This window comes from Bacteroides sp. D1 (assembly GCF_000157095.2).
In the GTDB taxonomy this organism is placed as follows: domain Bacteria; phylum Bacteroidota; class Bacteroidia; order Bacteroidales; family Bacteroidaceae; genus Bacteroides; species Bacteroides xylanisolvens.
In genome coordinates this window covers 174,312-198,779 of record NZ_JH114330.1, presented here as the reverse complement: position 1 = coordinate 198,779, position 24,468 = coordinate 174,312, and the positions used below count along the sequence as shown (strand labels likewise).

The 24,468-nt window shown below is 40.2% G+C and carries 22 protein-coding genes; 15 read left to right on the top strand and 7 right to left on the bottom strand.

What is annotated here, in order from left to right:
* Positions 1-421 precede the first annotated feature (421 nt).
* From BSAG_RS21705 to BSAG_RS21715, 3 genes are all read left to right on the top strand, one after another.
* Entirely contained in the window at positions 422-2,578 is a 2,157-nt protein-coding gene (locus BSAG_RS21705) for an elongation factor G (RefSeq protein WP_004299324.1), read from the top strand.
* A 331-nt stretch (positions 2,579-2,909) separates the two neighbouring features.
* Positions 2,910-4,466, top strand: coding sequence for a sensor histidine kinase (locus BSAG_RS21710; RefSeq protein ID WP_008641002.1), 1,557 nt, complete (start codon positions 2,910-2,912; stop codon positions 4,464-4,466).
* A 1-nt stretch (position 4,467) separates the two neighbouring features.
* Entirely contained in the window at positions 4,468-5,169 is a 702-nt protein-coding gene (locus BSAG_RS21715) for a response regulator transcription factor (protein ID WP_004299326.1), read from the top strand.
* A 77-nt stretch (positions 5,170-5,246) separates the two neighbouring features.
* On the opposite strand, the gene BSAG_RS25115 is transcribed toward BSAG_RS21715, so the two are convergent.
* Together BSAG_RS25115 and BSAG_RS21720 are read right to left on the bottom strand one after the other, a co-directional pair.
* The gene (locus BSAG_RS25115) at positions 5,247-5,423 is read right to left on the bottom strand and encodes a hypothetical protein (protein ID WP_004299327.1); all 177 of its coding nucleotides are present in this window, start codon (positions 5,421-5,423) and stop codon (positions 5,247-5,249) included.
* 140 nt (positions 5,424-5,563) lie between these two features.
* The gene (locus tag BSAG_RS21720; RefSeq protein ID WP_004299328.1) at positions 5,564-6,010 is read right to left on the bottom strand and encodes a MarR family winged helix-turn-helix transcriptional regulator; all 447 of its coding nucleotides are present in this window, start codon (positions 6,008-6,010) and stop codon (positions 5,564-5,566) included.
* Positions 6,011-6,170: 160 nt separating this feature from the next.
* Between BSAG_RS21720 and rpsF the strand changes: the two genes are divergently transcribed.
* From rpsF to BSAG_RS21760, 8 genes are all read left to right on the top strand, one after another.
* Entirely contained in the window at positions 6,171-6,515 is a 345-nt protein-coding gene (gene rpsF, locus BSAG_RS21725; RefSeq protein WP_004299329.1) for a 30S ribosomal protein S6, read from the top strand.
* A gap of 2 nt (positions 6,516-6,517) precedes the next feature.
* On the top strand, positions 6,518-6,790 hold the full coding sequence (gene rpsR / locus BSAG_RS21730) for a 30S ribosomal protein S18 (protein WP_002562536.1): 273 nt from the start codon (positions 6,518-6,520) through the stop codon (positions 6,788-6,790).
* 14 nt (positions 6,791-6,804) lie between these two features.
* Positions 6,805-7,248, top strand: coding sequence for a 50S ribosomal protein L9 (rplI, locus tag BSAG_RS21735; RefSeq protein WP_004307965.1), 444 nt, complete (start codon positions 6,805-6,807; stop codon positions 7,246-7,248).
* Between the two features lie 81 nt (positions 7,249-7,329).
* Positions 7,330-8,994 (top strand): DUF6377 domain-containing protein, encoded by a 1,665-nt coding sequence (locus BSAG_RS21740; RefSeq protein WP_008770712.1) that lies wholly within the window; start codon positions 7,330-7,332, stop codon positions 8,992-8,994.
* 239 nt (positions 8,995-9,233) lie between these two features.
* Positions 9,234-10,346, top strand: a complete 1,113-nt coding sequence (locus tag BSAG_RS21745; RefSeq protein ID WP_004316255.1) for a Gfo/Idh/MocA family protein — start codon at positions 9,234-9,236, stop codon at positions 10,344-10,346.
* A 12-nt stretch (positions 10,347-10,358) separates the two neighbouring features.
* A complete protein-coding gene (locus tag BSAG_RS21750) occupies positions 10,359-11,846 on the top strand; it encodes a Gfo/Idh/MocA family oxidoreductase (RefSeq protein WP_004316254.1) in 1,488 nt (495 codons plus the stop codon).
* A 44-nt stretch (positions 11,847-11,890) separates the two neighbouring features.
* Entirely contained in the window at positions 11,891-12,754 is an 864-nt protein-coding gene (locus BSAG_RS21755) for a DUF1080 domain-containing protein (protein WP_004316253.1), read from the top strand.
* A gap of 149 nt (positions 12,755-12,903) precedes the next feature.
* The gene (locus tag BSAG_RS21760) at positions 12,904-13,812 is read left to right on the top strand and encodes a sugar phosphate isomerase/epimerase family protein (RefSeq protein ID WP_004316252.1); all 909 of its coding nucleotides are present in this window, start codon (positions 12,904-12,906) and stop codon (positions 13,810-13,812) included.
* Between the two features lie 88 nt (positions 13,813-13,900).
* Here BSAG_RS21760 and BSAG_RS21765 read toward each other — a convergent pair whose 3' ends face one another.
* Positions 13,901-14,122 (bottom strand): hypothetical protein, encoded by a 222-nt coding sequence (locus tag BSAG_RS21765; RefSeq protein WP_004306615.1) that lies wholly within the window; start codon positions 14,120-14,122, stop codon positions 13,901-13,903.
* A 159-nt stretch (positions 14,123-14,281) separates the two neighbouring features.
* The gene (locus BSAG_RS21770) at positions 14,282-15,955 is read right to left on the bottom strand and encodes a long-chain fatty acid--CoA ligase (protein WP_004299337.1); all 1,674 of its coding nucleotides are present in this window, start codon (positions 15,953-15,955) and stop codon (positions 14,282-14,284) included.
* Positions 15,956-16,065: 110 nt separating this feature from the next.
* Between BSAG_RS21770 and mtaB the strand changes: the two genes are divergently transcribed.
* The 4 genes from mtaB to BSAG_RS21790 are packed head-to-tail and all read left to right on the top strand — an operon-like array spanning position 16,066 to position 19,871.
* Entirely contained in the window at positions 16,066-17,385 is a 1,320-nt protein-coding gene (gene mtaB, locus BSAG_RS21775) for a tRNA (N(6)-L-threonylcarbamoyladenosine(37)-C(2))-methylthiotransferase MtaB (protein ID WP_004316249.1), read from the top strand.
* 3 nt (positions 17,386-17,388) lie between these two features.
* Positions 17,389-18,312: a lysophospholipid acyltransferase family protein gene (locus BSAG_RS21780; protein WP_004316248.1), complete on the top strand. Its 924-nt coding sequence runs from the start codon at positions 17,389-17,391 to the stop codon at positions 18,310-18,312.
* A 2-nt stretch (positions 18,313-18,314) separates the two neighbouring features.
* Positions 18,315-19,343: a glycosyltransferase family 2 protein gene (locus BSAG_RS21785; protein ID WP_004316247.1), complete on the top strand. Its 1,029-nt coding sequence runs from the start codon at positions 18,315-18,317 to the stop codon at positions 19,341-19,343.
* Positions 19,344-19,346: 3 nt separating this feature from the next.
* Positions 19,347-19,871, top strand: coding sequence for a methylglyoxal synthase (locus BSAG_RS21790; RefSeq protein ID WP_004306620.1), 525 nt, complete (start codon positions 19,347-19,349; stop codon positions 19,869-19,871).
* Positions 19,872-20,003: 132 nt separating this feature from the next.
* Here the strand turns inward: BSAG_RS21790 and folB are convergent, their stop codons facing one another.
* The 3 genes from folB to BSAG_RS21805 all read right to left on the bottom strand — a co-directional run bounded on the left by folB (position 20,004) and on the right by BSAG_RS21805 (position 24,394).
* Positions 20,004-20,375: a dihydroneopterin aldolase gene (gene folB, locus BSAG_RS21795; RefSeq protein WP_004312553.1), complete on the bottom strand. Its 372-nt coding sequence runs from the start codon at positions 20,373-20,375 to the stop codon at positions 20,004-20,006.
* Positions 20,359-21,411: an acyltransferase family protein gene (locus tag BSAG_RS21800; protein ID WP_008017450.1), complete on the bottom strand. Its 1,053-nt coding sequence runs from the start codon at positions 21,409-21,411 to the stop codon at positions 20,359-20,361. The genes folB and BSAG_RS21800 overlap by 17 nt, the downstream gene beginning before the upstream one ends.
* A gap of 301 nt (positions 21,412-21,712) precedes the next feature.
* The gene (locus BSAG_RS21805) at positions 21,713-24,394 is read right to left on the bottom strand and encodes a 4-alpha-glucanotransferase (protein ID WP_004312551.1); all 2,682 of its coding nucleotides are present in this window, start codon (positions 24,392-24,394) and stop codon (positions 21,713-21,715) included.
* Positions 24,395-24,468: the final 74 nt, after the last annotated feature.

Sequence of the window (24,468 nt, the reverse complement as noted above, 5' to 3'; positions counted from 1 at the left end):
TAGAAGATAATTTCCTGCAATGCTGAATTTAAGATCTTTTCTTTTATAAATAAGATTCGAACTTGTAGCCGGGTTTTCGTTTGACTTAAGTCAAACGATAGAATGACTTAAGTTAAACTATCGCTTGACTTAAGTCAAACGAAAACTGATTAGGCAACGGGGAAACTATTGTATGAAAGGAAAACAACTAAAAATAACATCGTGCCGGATTACTCGTTGCAACTATGAAATTAGTTTATAGCCATGCGAAAATAATTTTTAACCCGATTCGAAAATGTTCGTGTTAAAGATGTGTTACATAACATTGTTTAGTAACACTGCCATAAGTGTTGCTTTTCCCCCAATTAATCCCTAATTTGCGCATCACAAAATTAATGGTATGTGAGAAACATACTGAGTAATTACTAAAATCTTATATATTATGAAAGTATATCAGACTAATGAAATCAAGAACATTGCCTTGTTGGGAAGTTCTGGCTCTGGGAAAACCACTCTCGTGGAAGCGATGCTTTTCGAGAGTGGTGTTATAAAACGTCGCGGATCTGTTGCCGCAAAAAACACAGTTAGCGATTATTTTCCTGTTGAACAAGAGTATGGTTACTCCGTTTTCTCCACCGTTCTCCATGTAGAATGGAATAACAAAAAACTTAATATTATTGACTGTCCGGGATCGGACGACTTCGTAGGCAGCACAGTGACTGCACTAAATGTGACCGACACAGCAATTATCCTTCTCAATGGCCAATACGGCGTCGAAGTCGGTACACAAAATCATTTCCGTTATACAGAAAAGCTGAATAAACCTGTTATTTTTCTAGTCAACCAGCTTGATAATGAAAAATGCGATTATGATAATATCCTCGAACAGCTGAAAGAGGCATACGGCTCTAAGGTTGTTCCTATCCAATATCCGATAGCTACCGGTCCGGGCTTTAATGCGCTGATCGACGTATTGTTGATGAAGAAATACTCATGGAAACCCGAAGGAGGGGCTCCGACAATCGAAGATATTCCGGCAGAAGAAATGGATAAGGCTATGGAAATGCACAAAGCATTGGTCGAAGCTGCTGCCGAGAATGATGAAAATCTGATGGAGAAATTCTTCGAGCAAGATTCCCTGTCAGAAGACGAAATGCGTGAAGGCATCCGTAAGGGATTGATCGCCAGAGGTATGTTCCCTGTATTTTGCGTCTGTGGAGGTAAAGATATGGGCGTTCGTCGCTTGATGGAATTCTTGGGTAACGTTGTTCCTTTTGTATCTGAAATGCCGAAGGTACAGAATACGGAAGGTAAAGAAGTGGCTCCGGACTCCAATGGACCGGAATCTCTTTATTTCTTCAAGACAAGTGTGGAACCGCATATCGGTGAAGTTTCCTATTTTAAAGTAATGAGCGGTAAAGTTCATGAGGGAGACGATTTGCTGAATGCCGACCGTGGTTCGAAGGAACGTATCGCGCAAATCTATGTGGTAGCCGGTGGTAACCGTGTCAAGGTGGAAGAATTGCAGGCCGGTGATATCGGTGCTGCCGTGAAACTGAAAGACGTGAAAACCGGTAATACGCTGAACGGTAAGGATTGTGACTACAAATTCAATTTTATCAAATATCCGAACTCTAAATATACCCGTGCCATTAAGCCGGTGAATGAAGCGGATGTGGAAAAGATGATGAGTATCCTGAACCGTATGCGCGAAGAAGATCCTACCTGGGTGATTGAGCAATCAAAAGAACTGAAACAGACTTTGGTACACGGTCAGGGAGAATTCCATCTTCGTACCTTGAAATGGCGTTTGGAAAACAACGAAAAACTTCAGGTAAAATATGAAGAACCGAAGATTCCATATCGTGAAACGATTACAAAGGCTGCCCGTGCCGACTATCGTCATAAGAAACAGTCCGGTGGTGCCGGTCAATTTGGTGAAGTTCACCTGATCGTAGAACCTTATAAAGAAGGTATGCCTGTGCCTGAAACGTATAAGTTCAATGGACAGGAATTTAAGATTACCGTGAGAGGTACGGAAGAGATACCATTGGAATGGGGTGGTAAACTGGTGTTTGTTAACAGTATCGTCGGTGGTTCTATCGATGCCCGCTTCTTGCCTGCTATTATGAAAGGTATTATGTCTCGTATGGAGCAAGGACCGTTGACGGGTTCGTATGCTCGTGACGTGCGCGTTATTGTTTACGATGGTAAGATGCACCCGGTAGATTCGAATGAAATCTCCTTTATGCTTGCCGGACGTAATGCCTTTAGTGAAGCCTTCAAGAATGCCGGTCCGAAAATTCTGGAACCGATTTATGATGTAGAAGTGTTCGTTCCGTCTGATAGGATGGGAGATGTGATGGGAGATCTGCAGGGACGTCGTGCCATGATTATGGGTATGAGTAGTGAAAAAGGTTTTGAGAAACTGGTTGCGAAAGTACCTTTGAAAGAAATGTCATCTTATTCTACGGCGCTTAGCTCTCTCACGGGTGGACGTGCTTCGTTCATTATGAAATTCTCTAGTTATGAGCTTGTGCCGACGGATGTTCAAGATAAGTTAATGAAGGACTTTGAAGCTAAACAAACTGAAGAATAAGTATAAATGATAGGTGATAATTGATTGAATATTCACTATAATATTCGGTATTTATCATCTGTTAGGCATAAAGAATCAACTAAAACGTTAAAACCGCCGCCTTTTTTAAGTAAAAGGGGGCGGTTTTTGTTTAACTATGATTAATAAAGATGGAAAAACACAAGGAGAAGATTTAATTTTTTATTAAATTTGCAAACCAAAGGAGGGGTTTTATTGTTGTAGTAATCAGAATACAACCTAAATAGCTCCTTACGGTTAATTTCCGGGAAGTTCCGGTTAAATCAAGTTAATGCATTAGGAGTGTTAATTAGGGAGTGTTAATTTTGTTGCTATGAAGAAGTCAACAATTTGGATATTAGGTATTGTAATGGGGCTTTCCTTCCTTAGCTTGCTGTATTTGCAGGTAAGTTATATAGAGGAAATGATGAAAACCCGTAAGGAACAGTTTGATTCGGCTGTACGCAATAGCCTGGATCAGGTTTCCAAGGATGTGGAATATGCAGAGACCAGACGTTGGTTGATCGAAGATATTTCAGAAGCAGAAAGAAAGGCGCTGATTGCGAATAATGCTTCCATACAACAAGACAACTTGATTCAGCAAACGCAGCGGTTTACAGTGAAGTCTAAGGATGGAAAAGTATATTCGGATTTTGAGCTGAAAGTGATGACCACTAAGCCCTCCGAGCTTCCGAAGGCTATGATTTCTCCTTACAGGGGGACAAAGACCATTCCGGAAACTTCGCGTTCATTAGTGGAAGCCATCAAGAATCGGTATATGTATCAACGGGCATTACTCGATGAAGTGGCCTGGCAGATGATTTACCGGGGAAGTGACAAGTCGATTGGAGACAGAGTACGGTTTAAAGAACTGGATGACTATCTGAAATCGAGCTTATATAATAATAGTATAGATTTGCCTTATCACTTTACGGTGATCGACAAAGACGGAAGGGAAGTCTACCGTTGTGCGGATTATGAGGCAAAGGGAAGTGAAGACGCTTATCAGCAGGCATTGTTCAAGAATGACCCGCCTGCAAAAATGAGTATCTTGAAAGTACACTTTCCGGGGAAGAAAGATTATATCTTTGACTCCATCAGTTTCATGATTCCGTCGCTGATATTTACACTGGTATTGTTAGTGACATTCATCTTTACGATTTATATCGTATTCCGGCAAAAGAAACTGACGGAAATGAAGAATGACTTTATCAATAATATGACGCACGAATTTAAAACACCGATATCTACCATTTCATTAGCAGCCCAGATGTTGAAAGATCCGGCGGTAGGAAAATCTCCGCAGATGTTCCAGCATATATCGGGAGTGATTAATGATGAAACCAAGCGCTTGCGCTTCCAGGTGGAAAAGGTGCTCCAGATGTCGATGTTCGAACGTCAGAAGGCCACTTTGAAGATGAAGGAGATTGATGCGAATGAATTAATATCAGGAGTAATCAATACCTTTGCGCTGAAAGTGGAACGATATAATGGTAAGATAACATCGAACCTTGAGGCCACCGATCCTGTTATATTTGCAGACGAGATGCATATCACGAATGTAATCTTTAATCTGATGGATAACGCGGTGAAATATAAGAAACCGGAAGAGGATCTGGAACTGAAAGTGAGAACGTGGAATGAGTCGGGTAAACTGATGATTTCGATACAGGATAATGGTATCGGTATCAAAAAAGAGAACCTGAAAAAGATATTTGAAAAGTTCTATCGTGTACATACGGGTAATCTGCACGATGTGAAGGGCTTTGGACTGGGATTGGCTTATGTGAGAAAAATTATATTGGATCATAAGGGAACCATCCGGGCGGAAAGCGACCTGAACGTGGGAACTAAATTTATTATTGCATTACCTTTATTAAAAAATAATTGATATGGACGAGAAACTGCGTATTTTATTGTGCGAGGATGACGAAAATCTTGGCATGCTTTTAAGAGAATATTTACAGGCAAAAGGTTATTCTGCTGAGTTATATCCTGATGGAGAAGCCGGTTATAAGGCTTTCTTGAAGAATAAATATGACTTGTGCGTGTTTGACGTGATGATGCCTAAAAAAGACGGCTTCACACTGGCACAGGATGTCCGTGCAGCAAATGCTGAAATTCCTATTATCTTCCTGACGGCCAAAACGCTGAAAGAAGATATTCTGGAAGGCTTTAAAATCGGTGCGGATGATTATATCACCAAACCGTTTAGTATGGAAGAATTGACATTCAGAATTGAAGCAATCTTGAGACGTGTTCGTGGAAAGAAGAACAAAGAAAGCAATATCTATAAGATTGGTAAGTTTACTTTCGACACACAGAAACAAATTCTGTCGTCAGAAGGCAAACAAACTAAGCTGACTACCAAAGAGTCTGAACTGCTCGGATTGCTTTGTGCACATGCCAATGAGATTTTGCAACGTGACTTCGCTCTGAAAACAATCTGGATTGACGATAACTATTTCAATGCCCGTAGTATGGACGTGTATATCACGAAATTGCGTAAGCATCTGAAAGAAGACGATTCAATCGAAATTATCAATATTCACGGAAAAGGCTATAAGCTGATTACTCCGGAAGTTGAATCTTAATGATTGCGTTTGAGATAACTCTAAATAAAAAATCCCGGGAACATTCGTTTCCGGGATTTTTTATTGATTTTGCGAAATTAATCAGCGATCTTCTTATTAATAACAATATAAGAAATGAGTCCCAGTACTACAAGTACTACTGAAGTACCCAGGATGGCGTTGTTGTTTACATTTCCTGTAAAGGAACAAGCCAGCAGGATGACTACTCCGACCAAGATTAATATCAATCCTAAGTTCTTTAATAAACCTTTCATGTGTGTGTATTTTAATAGATTATAATATTCCAGTCACAAATTAAAGCATAATTCTTTAACGGGCGAAATTATTTGGATAAAAATTCCATTATAAATGCACGATTTAGTGGATTTTATGATTTGGAGAGAAGTTCTTCTATCTAATCTTTTGTATTGTAGAACACCTTTTTCAGTACCTCCTGTCCAATGCTCAATTCGTCGAGAGTGATACCGTGAAGAGCCTCTTTCAGAGTCTGTCCGGCAATGACACGCGCTTTTTCCTCCAGTTCTTTTCCGTCTTTGGTCAGATGGATCAGGTTGGTGCGGCGGTCTTTTTTATCGGAAATGCGCACAACAAGATGTTGCCGTTCCATATTATCTATCAAACGGGTCATGCTGGGCTTGTCTTTAAAAGTTGCATTACACAACTCTTGTTGCGTCACGCCGTCTTTTTCCCACAGGAAAATGAGTACCGTCCATTGTTCGGGACTGATTTCCAATCCGTTCTGACGGAAGTTACGGTACAGTTTCCGGTTGATTGCCGCAGAAACTTTGCCATTTAATATGGCAAATATAAGTCGAATGTCGAAATTAAATTGCTCTATCATGAAATTATTGTTTAAACAACTTTGCAAAGGTAAGTCTCTTCCCGGATAAATCCTATCTTCGGATACAAAAAAAGATTAAATATTTGTAGTTCAAAATAAAATGTCTAACTTTGCACCCGCATTTAAAATCAAATAATTTATTTATTTAATTAAACGAAGTATGAATCAATACGAAACCGTTTTCATTTTAACTCCCGTTTTATCTGATGTTCAGATGAAGGAAGCGGTAGAAAAATTCAAAGGCGTTCTTCAAGCTGAAGGTGCTGAGATTATTAATGAAGAAAACTGGGGACTGAAGAAATTGGCTTACCCAATTCAGAAAAAGTCTACAGGTTTTTATCAACTGATTGAGTTCAATGCAGATCCTACTGTAATTGACAAGCTGGAAATTAATTTCCGTCGTGATGAACGCGTAATCCGTTTCTTGACTTTCAAGATGGATAAGTATGCTGCTGAATACGCTGCAAAAAGAAGAAGTGTTAAATCAAACAAAAAGGAGGATTAATCATGGCACAACAAGTTCAATCAGAAATCAGATATTTAACTCCGCCGTCAGTAGATGTTAAGAAGAAAAAATACTGCCGTTTCAAAAAGAGTGGTATTAGATATATCGACTACAAAGATCCTGAATTCTTGAAGAAATTCTTGAATGAACAAGGAAAAATCCTTCCGCGCCGTATTACAGGTACTTCTTTGAAGTTCCAACGTCGTATCGCGCAGGCTGTGAAGAGAGCTCGTCACTTGGCATTGCTGCCTTATGTAACTGACATGATGAAATAAGAAGGAGGAAAAGTATGGAAATTATATTGAAAGAAGACGTAGTAAACTTGGGTTATAAGAACGATATCGTAAACGTGAAATCCGGATACGGTCGTAATTATCTGATCCCGACTGGAAAAGCTATCATCGCTTCTCCTTCTGCAAAGAAAATGTTGGCTGAAGAACTGAAACAGCGCGCTCACAAACTTGAGAAAATCAAGAAAGATGCTGAAGCTATGGCTGCTAAGTTGGAAGGCGTTTCTTTGACTATTGCAACTAAAGTTAGCTCAACCGGTACTATCTTCGGTTCTGTTGGTAACATCCAGATTGCTGAAGCATTGTCTAAACTGGGTCATGAAGTTGACAGAAAGATCATCGTTGTAAAAGACGCTGTGAAAGAAGTTGGTAGCTACAAGGCTATCGTTAAGCTTCACAAGGAAGTTTCGGTAGAAATTCCTTTCGAGGTAGTTGCTGAATAAGAGCAAATTTACTTCATATATGAAAAGCGATTTGTTCTGAATGAATAAATCGCTTTTTTTGTTATCTTTGCTATTACTATTATGAAATTCAACTGTTGTTTTCTAAAGAAGAGGTTTTTGCTTCTGCTGATTGCTTTGGGAATTGGCAGTGTTCTTTATGCAAATAATGAGTTGAAACTATTGACTGATTCTTTGCGTAGAGTGATAGATGAAAAACACGTCTTTGTTAAAGAGAAAGAGGATCGGATAAACCGGATAAAATGTATGTTGAAAAGTCCCGGTTTGACTCTTGAAGGAGAATATAGAATCAATCTACGGTTATATAACGAATATAAAAAGTTTCATATTGATTCAGCCATCCATTATGTTGATCGTAATATTGAGATTTCCCGTCGGCTGAATAAACCCTATTTCACCAATCAGTCGTTTTTAAATCTTGGTCTTTTATATTCGATGTGTGGCAGGTTTCGCGAAGCGGAGATTATTTTGAAAAGTATAAAGACTTCAGAACTTCCCAGAGATTTATTAATAAACTATTATCAAACTTATTCCAGCTTTTGGGGACACTATTCGATTTCTGTCGCCAACAATCTGTATGGCAAGCAGCAGGCTGCTTACCAGGATTCGTTGTTTGCCCTCATTGACCACACTTCTTGGGATTATCGAATGTCCCAGGCTTCTTATTATATTTGGCGTGATACACTGAAATCGAAAGAGATTTTTAAGGAACTGTTGGAGATTGAAGAAGTGGGGACGCCTAATTATGCCATGATAACTCATTCGTATTCTAGGTTATGTCACCATCAGAAAAAGTATGATGAGGAAAAAAAATACCTGATGTTGTCGGCAATAGCCGATACCCGGAATGCTACGCGGGAAAATGCATCCCTGCAATCTCTTGCATTGATAGCCTATGATGAACAGAATTTAGCTGATGCCTTTAAATTTACACAGTCTGCTATCGATGACGTTATATCTTCCGGTATTCATTTCCGTGCCATCGAAATTTATAAATTTAATTCTATTATTAATACAGCTTATCAGGCGGAGCAGGCCAGATCACGGTCGCATCTGACTACTTTTCTTATTTCTACAAGTATTATCCTTTTTCTTTTAGTCCTGTTGGTGCTTTTCATCTATATTCAGATGAAAAAGACGTTGAAAATAAAACAGGCATTGGCACAGAGTAATGAGGAACTTTTGCGATTGAACAACAAACTGAATAGCATGAACAGCCAACTGAATGATACAAATAATCAGTTGTGCGAAATTAATAGTATAAAGGAATATTATATAGCCGAATTCTTTGATGTATGCTTTAGCTATATCCATAAAATGGAGAAATATCAGAATATGCTGTATAAAATAGCTATTAATAAATACTATGATGAACTGATTAAGAAGCTAAAATCATCTGCGCTTATCGACGATGAACTTAGCGCTTTATACACTCGTTTTGATAAGGTCTTCTTGGGTTTGTATCCTACTTTTGTTTCTGATTTTAACGCTCTGTTGAAAGATGAAGAGAAAATTATTTTAAAACCGGATGCTTTATTGAATAGGGAACTTCGTATTTATGCTTTATTACGCTTGGGTATTACGGATAGTGGAAAGATAGCGAACTTTCTCCGTTGCTCTACAAGTACGGTTTATAATTATCGTACGAAAATGAGAAATAAGGCAGCCGTCGACAGGGATGAATTTGAGAATGAAATTATGAAAATTAGTTCAACACAAGAGACATAATTATCATTTTAACATTATAATACTTTCCAAATCATCTACATTTTTTTGATGTGTTAAGTTAGCTAAGTCATTGATTAATAGTAAAAAGAGCTAATTTTATATCTACATAAAGTAGTGTAAGTCAAATAAGCCGTTATTTATTTGGCTAGATTTGCAATATCAGTTTTTAGCTCATCAGTTTGATAGTTAGGAGTTGATGTTTTATCTATTATTTGTACTTAAATTCACTATGTTTAATTATGAACACGCAATCTTCAGTAGACACGAGAATTAAAGTTGGAATTATCGGTTTTGGTAGGATGGGAAGATTCTACTGGGAAGCGATGACTAAAAGTGATCGGTGGAATATTGCTTATATTTGTGATACTAATCCGGCATCACGTCAGTTAGCCAAGAAGCTTTCTCCTAACTCTATTATATTAGAAGATAATCAAAAGATTTTTGAGGATGAAAGTGTGCAGGTAGTCGGGCTTTTCACTTTGGCTGACTCGCGGATGGAACAAATAGAAAAAGCTATTCGTTACGGCAAACACATTATTTCAGAAAAACCAGTTGCAGATACAATGGAAAATGAGTGGAAAGTTGTAGAAATGACAGAAAACACAAATCTCATTTCTACGGTAAACTTGTATCTGCGAAATTCCTGGTATCATAATTTAATGAAGGAATATATCCAGCAAGGGGAAATCGGAGAGCTGGCTATTATTCGTATTTGTCACATGACTCCCGGCTTGGCACCAGGTGAAGGTCATGAGTATGAGGGACCTGCTTTCCATGATTGTGGAATGCACTATGTAGATATTACCCGTTGGTATGCAGGATGTGATTATAGAACATGGAATGCCCAGGGAGTGAATATGTGGAACTATAAAGATCCTTGGTGGGTGCAATGTCACGGAACTTTTCAAAATGGGGTCGTTTTTGATATTACCCAAGGATTTGTTTATGGGCAATTATCTAAAGACCAGACACATAATTCGTATGTAGATATTATAGGTACAAAAGGGGTTGTGCGTATGACGCATGACTTCAATACTGCTGTTGTCGACCTGCACGGTGTCAATCAGACCATCCGTGTAGAGAAACCTTTTGGCGGCAAGAATATAGACGTGTTGTGTGACCTGTTTGCTGATTCGGTAGAAACCGGAAAACGCAGTTCACGATTACCGCTAATGCGCGATTCGGCTATTGCATCCGAATATGCATGGACATTCTTGAAAGATACCCGCAAACACGATTTGCCCGCTATTGGTAATTTGCGCACTTTGGAGCAAATACGCGAACGAAGAAAAAACATGAAAAATGGATATGGATTGTTGCACGGCAACCTTCCAAAGATTATTAACCCTTAAACAAATAAAATCATGTCAAACATTTCGAGGAGAAAATTTCTCAAAACGGGAGCCGCTGCTTTAGCAGGTATAACCATTGCTCCCAGTACAATTTTAGGTATGAGTCACGGGCATGTGTCGCCTACTGACAAATTAAATCTTGCAGCTGTGGGTATTGGTGGCATGGGACATGCCAACATTAATCACGTAAAGGGCACTGAAAATATTGTGGCTCTTTGTGATGTGGATTGGAAGTACGCAAAAGGCGTGTTCGACGAATTCCCCAAGGCTAAAAAATACTGGGACTATCGTAAGATGTATGATGAAATGGGTAAATCTATCGACGGTGTGATTATCGCAACTGCCGACCATACTCATGCTATTATCACTGCTGACGCAATGACAATGGGAAAACATGTATATTGTCAGAAACCATTGACCCACTCTGTTTATGAATCTCGTTTGTTGACAAAACTGGCTGCATCAACGGGCGTGGTCACCCAAATGGGTAATCAAGGGGCATCGGATGAAGGTACGGATTTAGTATGTGAATGGATTTGGAATGGTGAAATCGGTGACGTAACGAAAGTAGAATGTGCAACAGACCGTCCTATTTGGCCTCAAGGATTGAATGTTCCTGAAAAGGTTGATAAAATTCCTAGCACATTGAATTGGGATTTGTTTACAGGTCCTGCTAAAATGAATCCTTACAATGCTATTTATCATCCTTGGAACTGGCGTGGATGGTGGGATTACGGAACAGGTGCATTGGGTGATATGGCTTGTCATATTTTGCATCAGCCGTTTAAAGCATTGAAATTGCAGTATCCTACCAAAGTGGAAGGTTCATCGACATTATTGTTGAATGCTTGTGCTCCACAGGCACAACACGTGAAAATGATTTTCCCTGCTCGTGAAAATATGCCGAAAGTAGCTATGCCTGAAGTGGAAATACATTGGTATGATGGCGGTATGATGCCAGAACGTCCGAAAGGATTCCCAGAAGGAAAACAACTGATGCAGAGCGGTGGTGGTTTGACTATTTTCCACGGAACGAAAGATACATTGATTTGCGGATGTTATGGACAGAATCCTTGGTTGCTTTCAGGTCGTAAACCAAATGCACCGAAGGTTTGCCGTCGTGTTCCTAAAGCAATGAATGGTGGTCACGAAATGGATTGGGTACGTGCATGTAAAGAAGATAAATCTAATCGTATCATGACTAAATCTGACTTCTCAGAAGCCGGACCAATGAATGAAATGGTGGCAATGGGCGTATTGGCTATTCGTCTGCAAGCGCTGAACAAAACTCTTGAATGGGATGGAGCTAACATGTGCTTTACAAATATCGGTGACAACGAAACCATTCGTACCGTTATCAAAGACGGATTCAAGATTCATGACGGTCATCCTACATTTGATAAGACATGGACTGATCCGATCAATGCAAAACAGTTTGCGGCTGAATTAGTGAAACATAATTATCGTGAAGGCTGGAGACTGCCTGATATGCCAAGATAAAAGTAGATTAAGAATTAAAGATTAAAAATTAAATAGTTGATATCATGAAAAAAGTATTTTATCCATTAGCTTGTTGTTGTCTTGCTGCAGGTGTTTTTGCTTCTTGTGGTGGTCAGAAGAAAGCAAATGCTCCGGAAGAGCAAAAAGTTGCGTTGACTTACTCTAAATCATTGAAAGCGGCAGAAACAGATAGCTTGAATTTGCCTGTTGATGAAAATGGTTATATCACAATCTTTGATGGCGAAACATTTAACGGATGGCGTGGTTATGGAAAAGACCGTGTTCCTTCTAAATGGACAATTGAAGACGGTTGTATCAAATTCAACGGTTCTGGTGGCGGTGAAGCTCAAGACGGTGATGGTGGTGACCTGATCTTTGCTCACAAGTTTAAAAACTTCGAACTGGAGATGGAGTGGAAGGTTTCTAAAGGTGGTAACTCCGGTATTTTCTATTTAGCTCAGGAAGTTACATCGAAAGATAAAGACGGTAATGATGTGCTTGAGCCTATTTATATTTCCGCGCCCGAATATCAGGTGTTGGACAATGCCAATCATCCGGATGCAAAATTGGGTAAGGACAACAATCGTCAGTCAGCTTCTTTGTATGACATGATTCCGGCAGTTCCTCAAAACTCTAAGCCGTTTGGCGAATGGAACAAGGCTAAGATTATGGTTTATAAAGGTACAGTTGTTCACGGACAAAATGATGAAAACGTACTTGAATATCATTTGTGGACAAAACAATGGACTGATATGTTGCAAGCAAGTAAGTTCAGTGAAGAAAAATGGCCTTTGGCATTTGAATTGCTGAATAATTGCGGTGGCGAAAATCACGAAGGTTTCATTGGTTTGCAAGATCACGGTGATGATGTTTGGTTCCGCAACATCCGCGTGAAAGTTTTGGACTAATCGAATAGTAATAAAGAAAGGCACGGGTTACGTGTATTTCACGTTTTTTTTGAATGGCGATTGCCATGGAGTAACCGTGAAGTCTGTGTAATCCGTGCCTGTTTTTTCTATGTAAACCTGAATAATTGTAACCCACTAATATCTATTATATGAAAACTAGAATTTATATCTGTGCATTGGCTGCTCTTTTCATGATTCCACTGGCAGTAACGGCACAAACCAAGAAAAAAGCTAAAAAAGAAGTAGCAATTCAGCTCTATTCTGTCAGAGATATATTAAACAAGGTAGACAACAAAAATGGTAAGTGTGACCCCACTTATACTGCTCTTCTGAAGAAATTGGCAAACATGGGATATACCGGTGTTGAAGCAGCCAATTATAACAACGGTAAATTTTATGACCGTACTCCCCAACAATTTAAGAAAGATGTCGAATCGGCAGGATTAAAAGTCTTGTCTTCACATTGTACAAGACAATTGTCTAAAGAAGAATTGGCTTCCGGCGACTATTCAAAGTCACTTGAATGGTGGGATCAATGTATTGCCGATCACAAAGCTGCCGGTATGAAATATATTGTAGCTCCGTGGATGGATGTACCTAAGACGCTCAAGGATTTAGAAACATATTGTGCATATTATAATGAGATAGGCAAGCGTTGCAAACAACAAGGTTTGTCGTTCGGGTATCACAATCACGCTCATGAATTTCAGAAGGTAGAAGATAAAGTGATGTATGATTATATGTTGGAACATACGAATCCTGAATATGTTTTCTTCCAGATGGACCTTTATTGGGTAGTTCGCGGACAAAACAGTCCTGTTGATTATTTTAATAAATATCCCGGTCGCTTCCAGATATTCCATGTGAAAGATCACAGAGAGATTGGACAAAGTGGAATGGTAGGTTTTGATGCTATCTTTAAGAATGCAAAAACTGCAGGCGTTAATTATCTCGTTGCTGAAATCGAAAAGTATAGTGTTCCGGTAGAGGAAAGTGTAGAAGTAAGTCTGGATTATTTGTTGAACGCTCCTTTTGTGAAAAGCTCATACGCTAAATAACGTGTGGCTTGCTAAAATAAAGGCATAAAAAAAAGTCTGTGCATGCTTTCGCATGGCAGACTTTCAATTCTCTCTAGCTGTTTCTGAATTATTCAGCTACAGTTTCAGTTGCAGTGCTATCAGCATTCAAAGAATCTGCTGCTGCGGCTGCTGCTTGTTCAGCTTCAAGAGCTGCTGCTTCTACTGCTGCGATTGAGTCAGCGATACGGATAGAATCTGCAGTTGCTTTTGCTGCGTCAGCTGCTTTGTTACCACATGATGCGAATGATACTGCTACGATAGCTACGGCCATCAAAACTAATTTTTTCATTTTCTTTGCTTTTTAAAAACGTAATACAATCAATTGCTTTATTAAAACGATGCAAAGGTATGTACTTTTTCAATATGTTGTTCTCGAAACGCCAACTTTTTTTATATTTTTTTTTGTAACTGGCCACTTTTCTCCCCTTTTTATATGTTTTAGAACATGCTAATCGACAGCAATACTGTTATATAAGTATCTTTTTATGCTTCTTTTGGGCGTTTTTTCAAATTCAGTAGGGTAGAGTTGGATCTTGCTGATTTTCTCATAAGCGGCTACGTTGCTGTTCAGGTTCTTAAGATTTTCATCCATGATTGTTTTCAGGTTATCCGGATTATTTAATCCGAGAGAATCCAACGCTTCGTAATCGGCATAAACAAGTGCCACTAATTTTTTATTGCGTTCGATAACAAGACTTTCGAGAATGAAAGGCAGGTTATTCAGTTTGGTTTCCAACTCTTCGGGGAAGATATTCTGTCCGCTAGAACTTAAGATCATAGTTTTGAGTCGTCCCCGGATGAAAATATTTCCGTTGCTGTCCATGGAACCGAGGTCACCGGTACGTAGCCAGCCGTCCTGCGTGAATACTTCCTGTGTTGCTTCCTGGTTCTTGTAGTAGCCCACCATCACATTTTCTCCCCGAACCTGGATTTCTCCGGTTTCTGCTTCCGGGGTTTCCTTATAGATACGTGCTTCCATTATATCTAGAATCTTTCCGGAAGAACCTAGTACAAATTCATCCCAGGGGGCGTAGCTGATAAGCGGACCGCATTCTGTCATTCCATAACCGATAGTAAAAGGGAATTTGATTTTGTAGAAGAATTCTTCTACTTCCTTATCCATAGCGGCGCCACCGATAATGATCTCTTTAAACCGTCCTCCCAGTGCATCAATCAGTCTTTTACGTATCTGGTTGTAGATTTGGGTGTCGAGCAGAGGGATATTGAGTGCCCACTTCATACCTTTTTTATTAATGAGTGGCTGGATAATATTCTTATATATCTTTTCAATCACTAGCGGGACAGTAATAATAAGGTTGGGTTTCACTTCCTCAAAAGCCTTCATTATAATTTTAGGAGAAGGCGTTTTTCCAAGCAAAGTGACATGGGTGCCGACAGCCGTTGCTGTCAGAAAGTCAAATGCGCAACCGTATGCGTGGGCGAGGGGAAGGAAAGAAAGCACTTTATCCCCTTTTTTAAGGAGTTCGGTACGAATACCGAAAGTGACATTGCCGGCAAGATTGTTTCCTGTCAGCATCACACCCTTACTGAAACCGGTGGTTCCGGAAGTGTAATTTAACAGCATCACCTTGTCATTGGATAAAGTGGTGTACTGAACATCTTCACGGGTAAATCCTTTCGGATACAAAGCATGCATCTCTTTATCGGTATTTTTCAGAAACTTCTGTATGGTTTCCCCGTCACGTTGATAAAGACACCGGAAATCAGTCAATGAGAATACTCCCCGTAGTCCCGTTAATTTTTCCTCTTCCAGATTCTCCCAAATGCTGTCACTGGTGAACAGGAATACAGATTCGGAATGATTAACGATATGATGAACGTCATTAGGCGTAAAATCTTGAAGGATAGGGACAATGATCGCTCCGTATGTGATCGTTGCCATATAGGCGATGCACCAATGAGCGTTATTTTTGCCGATAACTGAAATCTTATCTCCTCTGCGAAGGCTACAATGTTTGAATAACAGATGTAAACGGGCGATTTTTTCAGCTACCTCACCGTATGTATATTGGGTATCTTCTCCATAATCAGTATAACAAGGCAGATCCCAATTCTCACGAAAACTATTTTCGTATAGTTTAATGAAATTCTCTTTAATCATTGCACGTTTTTTAGTGAATTGTGCAAAAATAGGAATAAACTTTCGTATCCTAAAGTGTTTTACTGATAATAATGTGTAACTTTGCAAAGTTAATGTGTTTATAACAGCTTATGATAGATACCACTGTATTTCAAAATAAGACAGCCGTTTATTATACTTTAGGCTGCAAATTAAATTTTTCAGAGACTTCAACTATCGGTAAAATCCTGCGTGAGGCAGGAGTCCGGACTGCGCGCAAAGGAGAGAAAGCAGATATCTGTGTGGTAAATACCTGTTCGGTGACAGAGATGGCGGATAAGAAATGTCGGCAAGCCATCCACCGCTTGGTAAAGCAGCATCCCGATGCTTTTGTGGTAGTGACCGGATGTTATGCGCAATTGAAGCCCGGCGACGTGGCAAAGATAGATGGAGTAGATGTAGTGCTGGGAGCGGAACAGAAGGGTGAGTTACTTCAATATCTGGGCGACCTCCAAAAGCATGAAAAAGGAGAGGCTATCACCACTACAACCAAAGATATCCGTTCGTTTTCTCCCTCGTGTTCACGGGGAGACCGTACCCGTTTCTTCTTGAAGGTGCAGGATGGATGCGATTACTTCTGTTCATATTGCACGATTCCTTTCGCCCGCGGGCGAAGTCGTAACGGGACTATTGCTTCCATGGTTGAGCAGGCTCGGCAGGCAGCTGCTGAAGGTGGAAAAGAAATCGTTCTGACCGGAGTGAATATCGGAGATTTTGGTAAAACAACAGGGGAGAGTTTCTTTGATCTGGTAAAAGCATTGGATCAGGTAGAGGGAATCGAACGTTATCGTATTTCTTCCATAGAACCCAATCTGTTGACTGATGAGATTATCGAGTTTGTGTCTCATTCCCGTAGTTTTATGCCTCATTTTCATATCCCTTTGCAATCCGGTTGCGATGAAGTTTTGCAGTTAATGCGCCGTCGTTACGACACTGCTCTTTTTGCTTCGAAAGTGAAGAAGATAAAAGAGGTGATGCCGGATGCTTTTATCGGAGTGGACGTGATTGTGGGAACCCGTGGAGAAACACCCGAATACTTTGAACAGGCTTATCAGTTTATTGATGGTCTGGATGTGACGCAGTTGCATGTGTTTAGCTATTCCGAACGTCCCGGAACGCAAGCCTTAAAAATAGAATATGTGGTTTCTCCGGAAGAGAAGCATCAGCGTAGTCAGCGTCTGTTGGCACTATCGGATCAAAAGACACAGGCTTTTTATGCACGTCATATCGGGCAGACAATGCCGGTATTGATGGAAAAATCGAAAGCTGGTGCTCCGATGCATGGATTTACGGAGAATTATATTCGTGTAGAGGTGGAAAGTGATGACTCGCTGGATAATCAGGTAATTAATGTACGTCTGGGAGAGTTTAATGAGGAGATGACAGCACTTAAAGGTACAATTTTGATATAAGTTATGAGATCAAAACTTATCTATTGGTTGGTATACAGTGGAATGTGGCTGTTTTCAGCTCTTCCGTTCCGGGTTTTATATATGCTTTCGGATTTAAATTATCTGCTGATGTATCGTGTTGGAAAATATCGTCGGAAAGTAGTTCGGGGAAATCTATTGAGATCATTTCCGGAAAAAACTGATGCGGAGAGATTACAGATAGAACGCAAGTTTTATCGCTATTTGTCGGATTATATGCTTGAAGATTTGAAATTGTTGCATATGTCTGCTGAAGAACTTTGTGAGAGAATGACTTATAAGAATACGGAACAATATCTTGAACTGACAGAAAAGTATGGAGGTATTATAGTAATGATTCCTCATTATGCCAATTATGAGTGGTTGATAGGCATGGGAGCAATCATGAAACCAGGGGATGTTCCCGTACAGGTTTATAAACCGTTGAGGGATAAATATTTGGATGAGTTGTTTAAACGTATTCGTTCTCGTTTCGGGGGGTATAATATTCCGAAACATTCTACAGCCCGTGAAATTATTAAGCTCAAACATGATGGAAAAAAGATGGTAGTCGGTTTGATTACTGATCAATGGCCCAGTGGATATGATAAATATTGGACTACCTTTTTAGGACAGGAAACTGCTTTTCTGAATGGTGCGGAGCGAATTGCCAAAATGATGAATTTCCCTGTTTTCTATTGTGAACTTAGTAAGAAGCGCAGAGGATACTGTGAAGCGGAGTTCAAGTTGATGACGGAAACACCGAAAGAAACAAGAGAAGGAGAAATCACGGAAATGTTTGCTCATAGATTAGAACAGACGATTCGTAAAGAACCGGCATATTGGTTGTGGTCTCATAAACGTTGGAAAATGACTCGTGAAGAAGCTGACCGATTAGAAGAGAAAGAATTGAACAAGAAGAAGGAATAACAATGAAAGTTTCAGTTGTAATTTTAAATTGGAACGGATGTGATATGCTCCGTACTTTTCTTCCGTCCGTCGTCCGGTATTCGGAAGGGGAGGGGATTGAGGTCTGCGTGGCTGACAATGGTTCTACGGACGCTTCCGTTACTTTGCTTCAACAGGAATTTCCTTCTGTCAGAACGATTGTTCTCGATCAGAATTATGGCTTTGCGGATGGATATAATTTAGCATTACAGCAGGTCGACGCAGAATATGTAGTTCTTTTGAATTCGGATGTCGAGGTGACGGAACATTGGTTGGAACCAATGATTGCTTATCTTGATAAGCATCCGGAGGTAGCTGCTTGTCAGCCGAAGATACGAAGCCAGCGGCAAAAAGAATATTTCGAATATGCCGGGGCAGCCGGTGGCTTTATTGATAAATACGGTTATCCTTTTTGTAGGGGGCGTATTATGGGAGTTGTGGAGAAAGACGAAGGCCAGTATGATACGGTAATTCCTGTTTTCTGGGCCACGGGGGCAGCGTTGTTTATCCGGCGCGCTGATTATGTGAATGTCGGAGGATTGGATGGACGTTTCTTTGCTCACATGGAAGAAATAGATTTGTGCTGGCGACTCCGTTCACGGAATCGTGAGATTGTCTGTGTACCTCAAAGCATTGTCTATCATGTGGGGGGGGCTACTCTTAAAAAAGAGAATCCTCATAAGACTTTTCTTAATTTCCGTAATAATCTTGTCATGCTCTATAAGAATCTTTCACAGGAGGAGTTAAATAAAGTGATGCGTATCCGGACCTGTCTCGATTATCTGGCGGCGTTCAATTTCTTGTTGCAAGGGCACTGGGATAATGCTAGTGCTGTGATGCGTGCGCGGAAAGAGTATAAACGATTATGTCCGTCATTTTCTTTGTCCCGTGAAGAAAATATGAGAAAAAAAACTTTGAATCCGATACCTGAACGGACAAAAAGTAGTATATTGTGGCAGTTTTATGCGAGGGGATGCAAACGATTCTCTCAATTGTCGGATTTAAAAGGATAGCAAATGGAATCAAAGGTTAGAAGAGGCATCGGGCTGGTAGCGCATGATGCAATGAAAAAAGACCTCATCGAATGGGTACTGTGGAACTCGGAACTGTTGATGGGTAATAAATTCTACTGTACAGGTACTACGGGTACTTTGATATTGGAAGCATTGAAGGAGAAACATCCTGATGAAGAGTGGGATTTTACGATTTTAAAATCAGGTCCGTTAGGTGGTGATCAACAGATGGGATCACGTATTGTGGATGGGCAGATTGATTATCTCTTTTTCTTCACGGACCCCATGACATTGCAACCGCATGATACGGATGTAAAAGCATTAACCCGTTTGGCCGGTGTAGAAAATATTGTTTTCTGTTGTAACCGTTCTACGGCGGATCATATTATTTCCAGTCCGTTATTTATGGATCCTGATTACGAACGCATTCATCCGGACTATTCCAGCTATACAAAACGTTTTCAGGATAAACCTGTGGTGACAGAAGCTGTCGAATCGGTAAATAGAAGAAAAAAGAAGAGAAAATAAGCCGGTAGTTTACGGCTGTGAAAATAGAAGCAGATCTTGCTTAAAAAAGGAATGCAGATGATACGGATTACTTTATTAATATCGTATTATCTGCATTTCGTCATTTATGTTTCATTTCTAGCTGTGATTATCTTATTTCTTGCTGCAGTGTAGCTCAATTCCTGCGGACTCTATATCTGCTCCCATCGGTGGGTTTCGTTTGGAAAGCCGGAGTTCGATTTCTTCAATACAGGGGAATTGGTCAAAGAGTTTTTGTATAATCCGTCCGCTAACGTGTTCCAGCAATTTCGAGGGAACAGCCATTTCGTTTTTTATCACTTGATGTACTTCGGCATAGTTGACGGTGTCGGTAACTTCATCTGTCCGGGCAGCTTTGCTGATATCTACTTTCAGTTTCAGGTCAATGATATATTCATTTCCAATCAGATTTTCTTGCGGTGCGACTCCATGATAGGCGTAACAACGAATTTCTTTCAAAAGAATATAGCTACTGTTTATCTTCATATACTGTCTTTTTAGTGTGATCTTGTTTGACTTTTAACAGGTCTTTCTGTGCAACCATTTGTGGAATCACTTTAAGAAAGACGGGTGTGAGCAGAAGGCAGATGCTTAATGTTATAAGCAGAAGTGCGCTTGCCTGTGCCCAACTATTGTGAATATAACGGCTGACTAATGGACCTAAAAAATGAAGTATCGGTCCATGAATACTCAAGGTGATGATTGAATATCGTCCCAAGTAAGAAACAACCTTTATCTTTTTCACTTTTTTGCAAAGTAACATAATCATAAATATTCCTGCAAACGCAGCGATATATACTTGAAAAATATTTCCCGTATAATTGTTGGTACGCATCCCCAATGTGGTAGCGGTAAAGTACATTACCACCAGTGCCAATACAATAAAAACCGGTATCAGTTTGTCGAAACGATGGCTGGGATATAGAAAGAAATTATACCGTCGGATCCAGAAACCGGCCACATAGAAGGGGAGGGCAGTCATGGAAACATCTATATACAGGGGTAACTCTATCTGTAATTTTCCGAGATAAAATCCTGCGCAACCAATCAGGATTGTCACAGCGAACATGACAGGCAGATGCTTTTCGCGCAGAAAGTGAATTAGATAAAATAGGATGTTGCAATTGAATAATGCGAGTAGAAACCAGATCGGTGGATTGAACTTGATAAGGTCGTGTCCATGAAATACAACCAAGAGTTCATTCCACGACACAGGCAGTTGAAACACTCCTGGAGCAATCTTCCAAACAATGTATTTCATTAGAAATGCACTTATATAGAAGAAAAGAAAAGGAATAATCAGTTTGTTTATTTTTCGTAGGATGAATCCGAACAGGCCTTCGTATGATTTGAAAAACACTCCCGAGATAAAGAAGTAAAGCGGCATGCGGAAACAGGATAACATCGAATTCGTATCCAGTTGTTCGAAGGCCCCTCCAACGTGTGCCATTACCACAAGGATAATGCAGACTCCTTTGGTTAAGTCCACAAAATCAATACGTCTGCTCTGGTTGCCTTCCATTATCTCTTTTAATTTCTCTTTTTCGGCGCAAAGATACTTTATAAATCGGAATAAAAAGAGGAACATTGAAAAAATAAACGAATGATGCGAAAAGCGAAAAAGTATGATATATAGTAATGATATTATTGCGAAAAAAACGGTTGACTATGTTTTGAAACTCCTTATTTTACCTCTGTTATCAATATATCCTTGAAAAACGAATGACGCGGATCACATAGATTTTAGTGTTCTTAATCTAGTGTTATCCGCGTCGGTAGTGTCCGGAAAATATCCTTTTTGAAAGTTACTTGTATCTTTTATTCTATTTATTCGGATCTCTTCCTGTGTATTTAATCAGTTCACCAATCTTATCATTAAGTGTTTTTGCTTTCATCAACTGTTCCAGAGTGAGATGCATTCGGTATCTCCAGTAATTGCGTGGATTGGATGGAACATTAATTCGCTCTTCCGCCACATTCGGATTTCTCCATTTCCCGTCTATCGATAACCAATCCTGGAAAGACAAGATACAGAGAATGGAATTACTGTTGAGATGGTTGCGTACGATTTCCTCGCATAACTCCGGGGTGGCAGTTGTCGGTGCAACTCCGTAATGTCCTAACGTTGCATTATAGTAACGTTGGGTTTGTTGATAATCTTCTTCCCACCAGCCACGCAACGTAGACATATCGTGAGTGGAGATTGTGCAGACAGACCGGTACGGATATTCATTTAAATGCCCGAATTCATACATCGGATTCTTAGGCATCCGCTGAATTTCCAGACTAAGAATCCGGAGATCATTCATCACCGACGACACACAAGCAGGAATCATCCCCAAATCTTCTCCACAAACCAACATGCGGGTTGATTGTGTCAGTTGAGGTAACTTCTTCATAGCCTGTTGATACCAGAACTCGTTGTGCCGGTGATAATAATACTGGTCGTATAGTCTGTTAAACGCATTTTTCTCTTCTTCGTTCAGCGACCGGAATACGAAATCCCGTTGCACACCGATGCGCGGGTGGTATTTACCTTCCTCTTTCTTATCCGCAACAAATAAGACGTTGCTGATTAATGAATAAAGCCCTTCCCGAATCCAGACACTATCTTCATCATTTCTACCGATAAAGAATTGTTCTACCTCCCGTTGTGTTTCGAATCCCGGTTTCATCCGATAAAGTCCGGAGTCATCAACCGATTCAAGGAAATCCTGTTTGACTAAATGGGTATGCGGTCCGAACAACTGTCCGAGGAAAGATTCATGGATGAATGGTAGCAGATATTCATCGCGGAACGTTAGACCATAACTTTCGATTTCTTCCCGGCTCATCGGCAAAGAAGGATCAAACTGGCCTAACAATCCGTGTACAGCGTGCATTGGTATTTCCCAAATACGGAAGAAACCGAGGATATGATCGATCCGGTAAGCATCGAAGTATTCTGCCATTTTCTGAAAACGCTTCATCCACCAGCGGTATCCGTCTTTTTCCATGACATCCCAGTTGTATGTGGGGAATCCCCAGTTTTGCCCGTTGATCGAGAAATCATCGGGCGGAGCACCCGCTTGTCCGTTGAGATTGAAGTAATGAGGTTCTGTCCAGGCTTCCACGCTGTTGCGGCTGATACCAATCGGAATATCCCCCTTTAATACAACACCGTGTTGGCGGGCATATTCGGTTGCAGACAACAATTGCAGATGCAAATGATACTGGATATAATAATACAACGAGATGTGAGGATAATCTGCTGTTCCCGGTTGGCACATTTTTTCTATATCTTCCGCTTGGTAAACAGAGTGTCGCGGCCATTGGCGGAAATTGGGCGTTTTGTAGGCGTCGCGCAGATAACTAAAGACTGCATAAGGTTGCAGCCATTCCTTGTTCGTTTCAAAGAAATCTTTGAAACCTTTGGAAGCCAATACCTTTTCTCCTTCCTGTCGGAACAGTAAGTTAAAAAACTCCCATTTAGTTTGGTTGACCGCTTCGTAGTCAATAGCAGGGAGGCTGTTCAGTTCCTTTTGCTTCTTGCTGAATTTCGATACCGCTTCTTTATCTTTCAGAGTTCCCATTTGCCTGATATCCGCATACATCGGATGGAAAGCATAAATAGAAATGCTGTTATAAGGATAAGAGTCCGTCCATGCATGAGTCATGGTAGTGTCGTTGACCGGTAAAATCTGAATAACTTTCTGGCGAGTATTTACTGCCCAGTCGACCATACGTTTCAAGTCGCCGAAATCACCTACTCCGAAACTTTTCTCTGATTTTAAAGAAAATACGGGTATAGCGATTCCTGCCCCTTTCCATGCGGGAATGTCGAAATAAACATATCGGTCGGCAATCACGAGCGTTTCGTTGGTCTTCAGTTCCGGGTCTGCCAGATAGCGGTTAGGGTTTTTCTCCCAGCAGTCTGCTTTCTTTTCCTGTTTGTTGTAGAGGATGAATTTATATTCCAGCGGATATTTTAGTTTGCTGGCGTCCAGTTCTATCTGCCATTCCGGGAAATTGGTGTCACTCATCAATACCGCTTTCTCCGGGTCCCAGTGACCTAATGATTTCTGGTTGCCACAAATTGCCAGGCAATAATCTTTGTTGATACGTGGGGCGTAGGCCTTGATAACCAGTCCCTTCTTATATCTTTGCGGGATATTCTCTTTTTCAGGATGTGCCAGTAAGGCTTCTGTAAAAGCAGAACTATAAAGATACAGTTGTTCCGGAATATTTTTCCAGCAATCATTGATTCTGTATATCTTCCTGGAACTACCTGATAAGAAAATAGATCTCGAAAAACTGTCCCATTCCTTGCGGATAACTATTCCGTTTTGCTCTATCTGATAGCTATAATTGATAGTCATCCCTTCTTGAGGGACTTCAAGCTCAAGTTCTGCCGTCCAATAGATACCATCGGTGGTGTGTAAAGGAATTGATTCCGGAAATAAGCCAGAAATCCTTACTTCTTCTCCCCAATTGGTGCGGTATTCAATATTAAATGATAGAATCATATATATTAGATTTTGATTGTATATGTAAGACACTGCAAGTATAAGACATTTTTTTGAATAAAAAATAAAAGGAG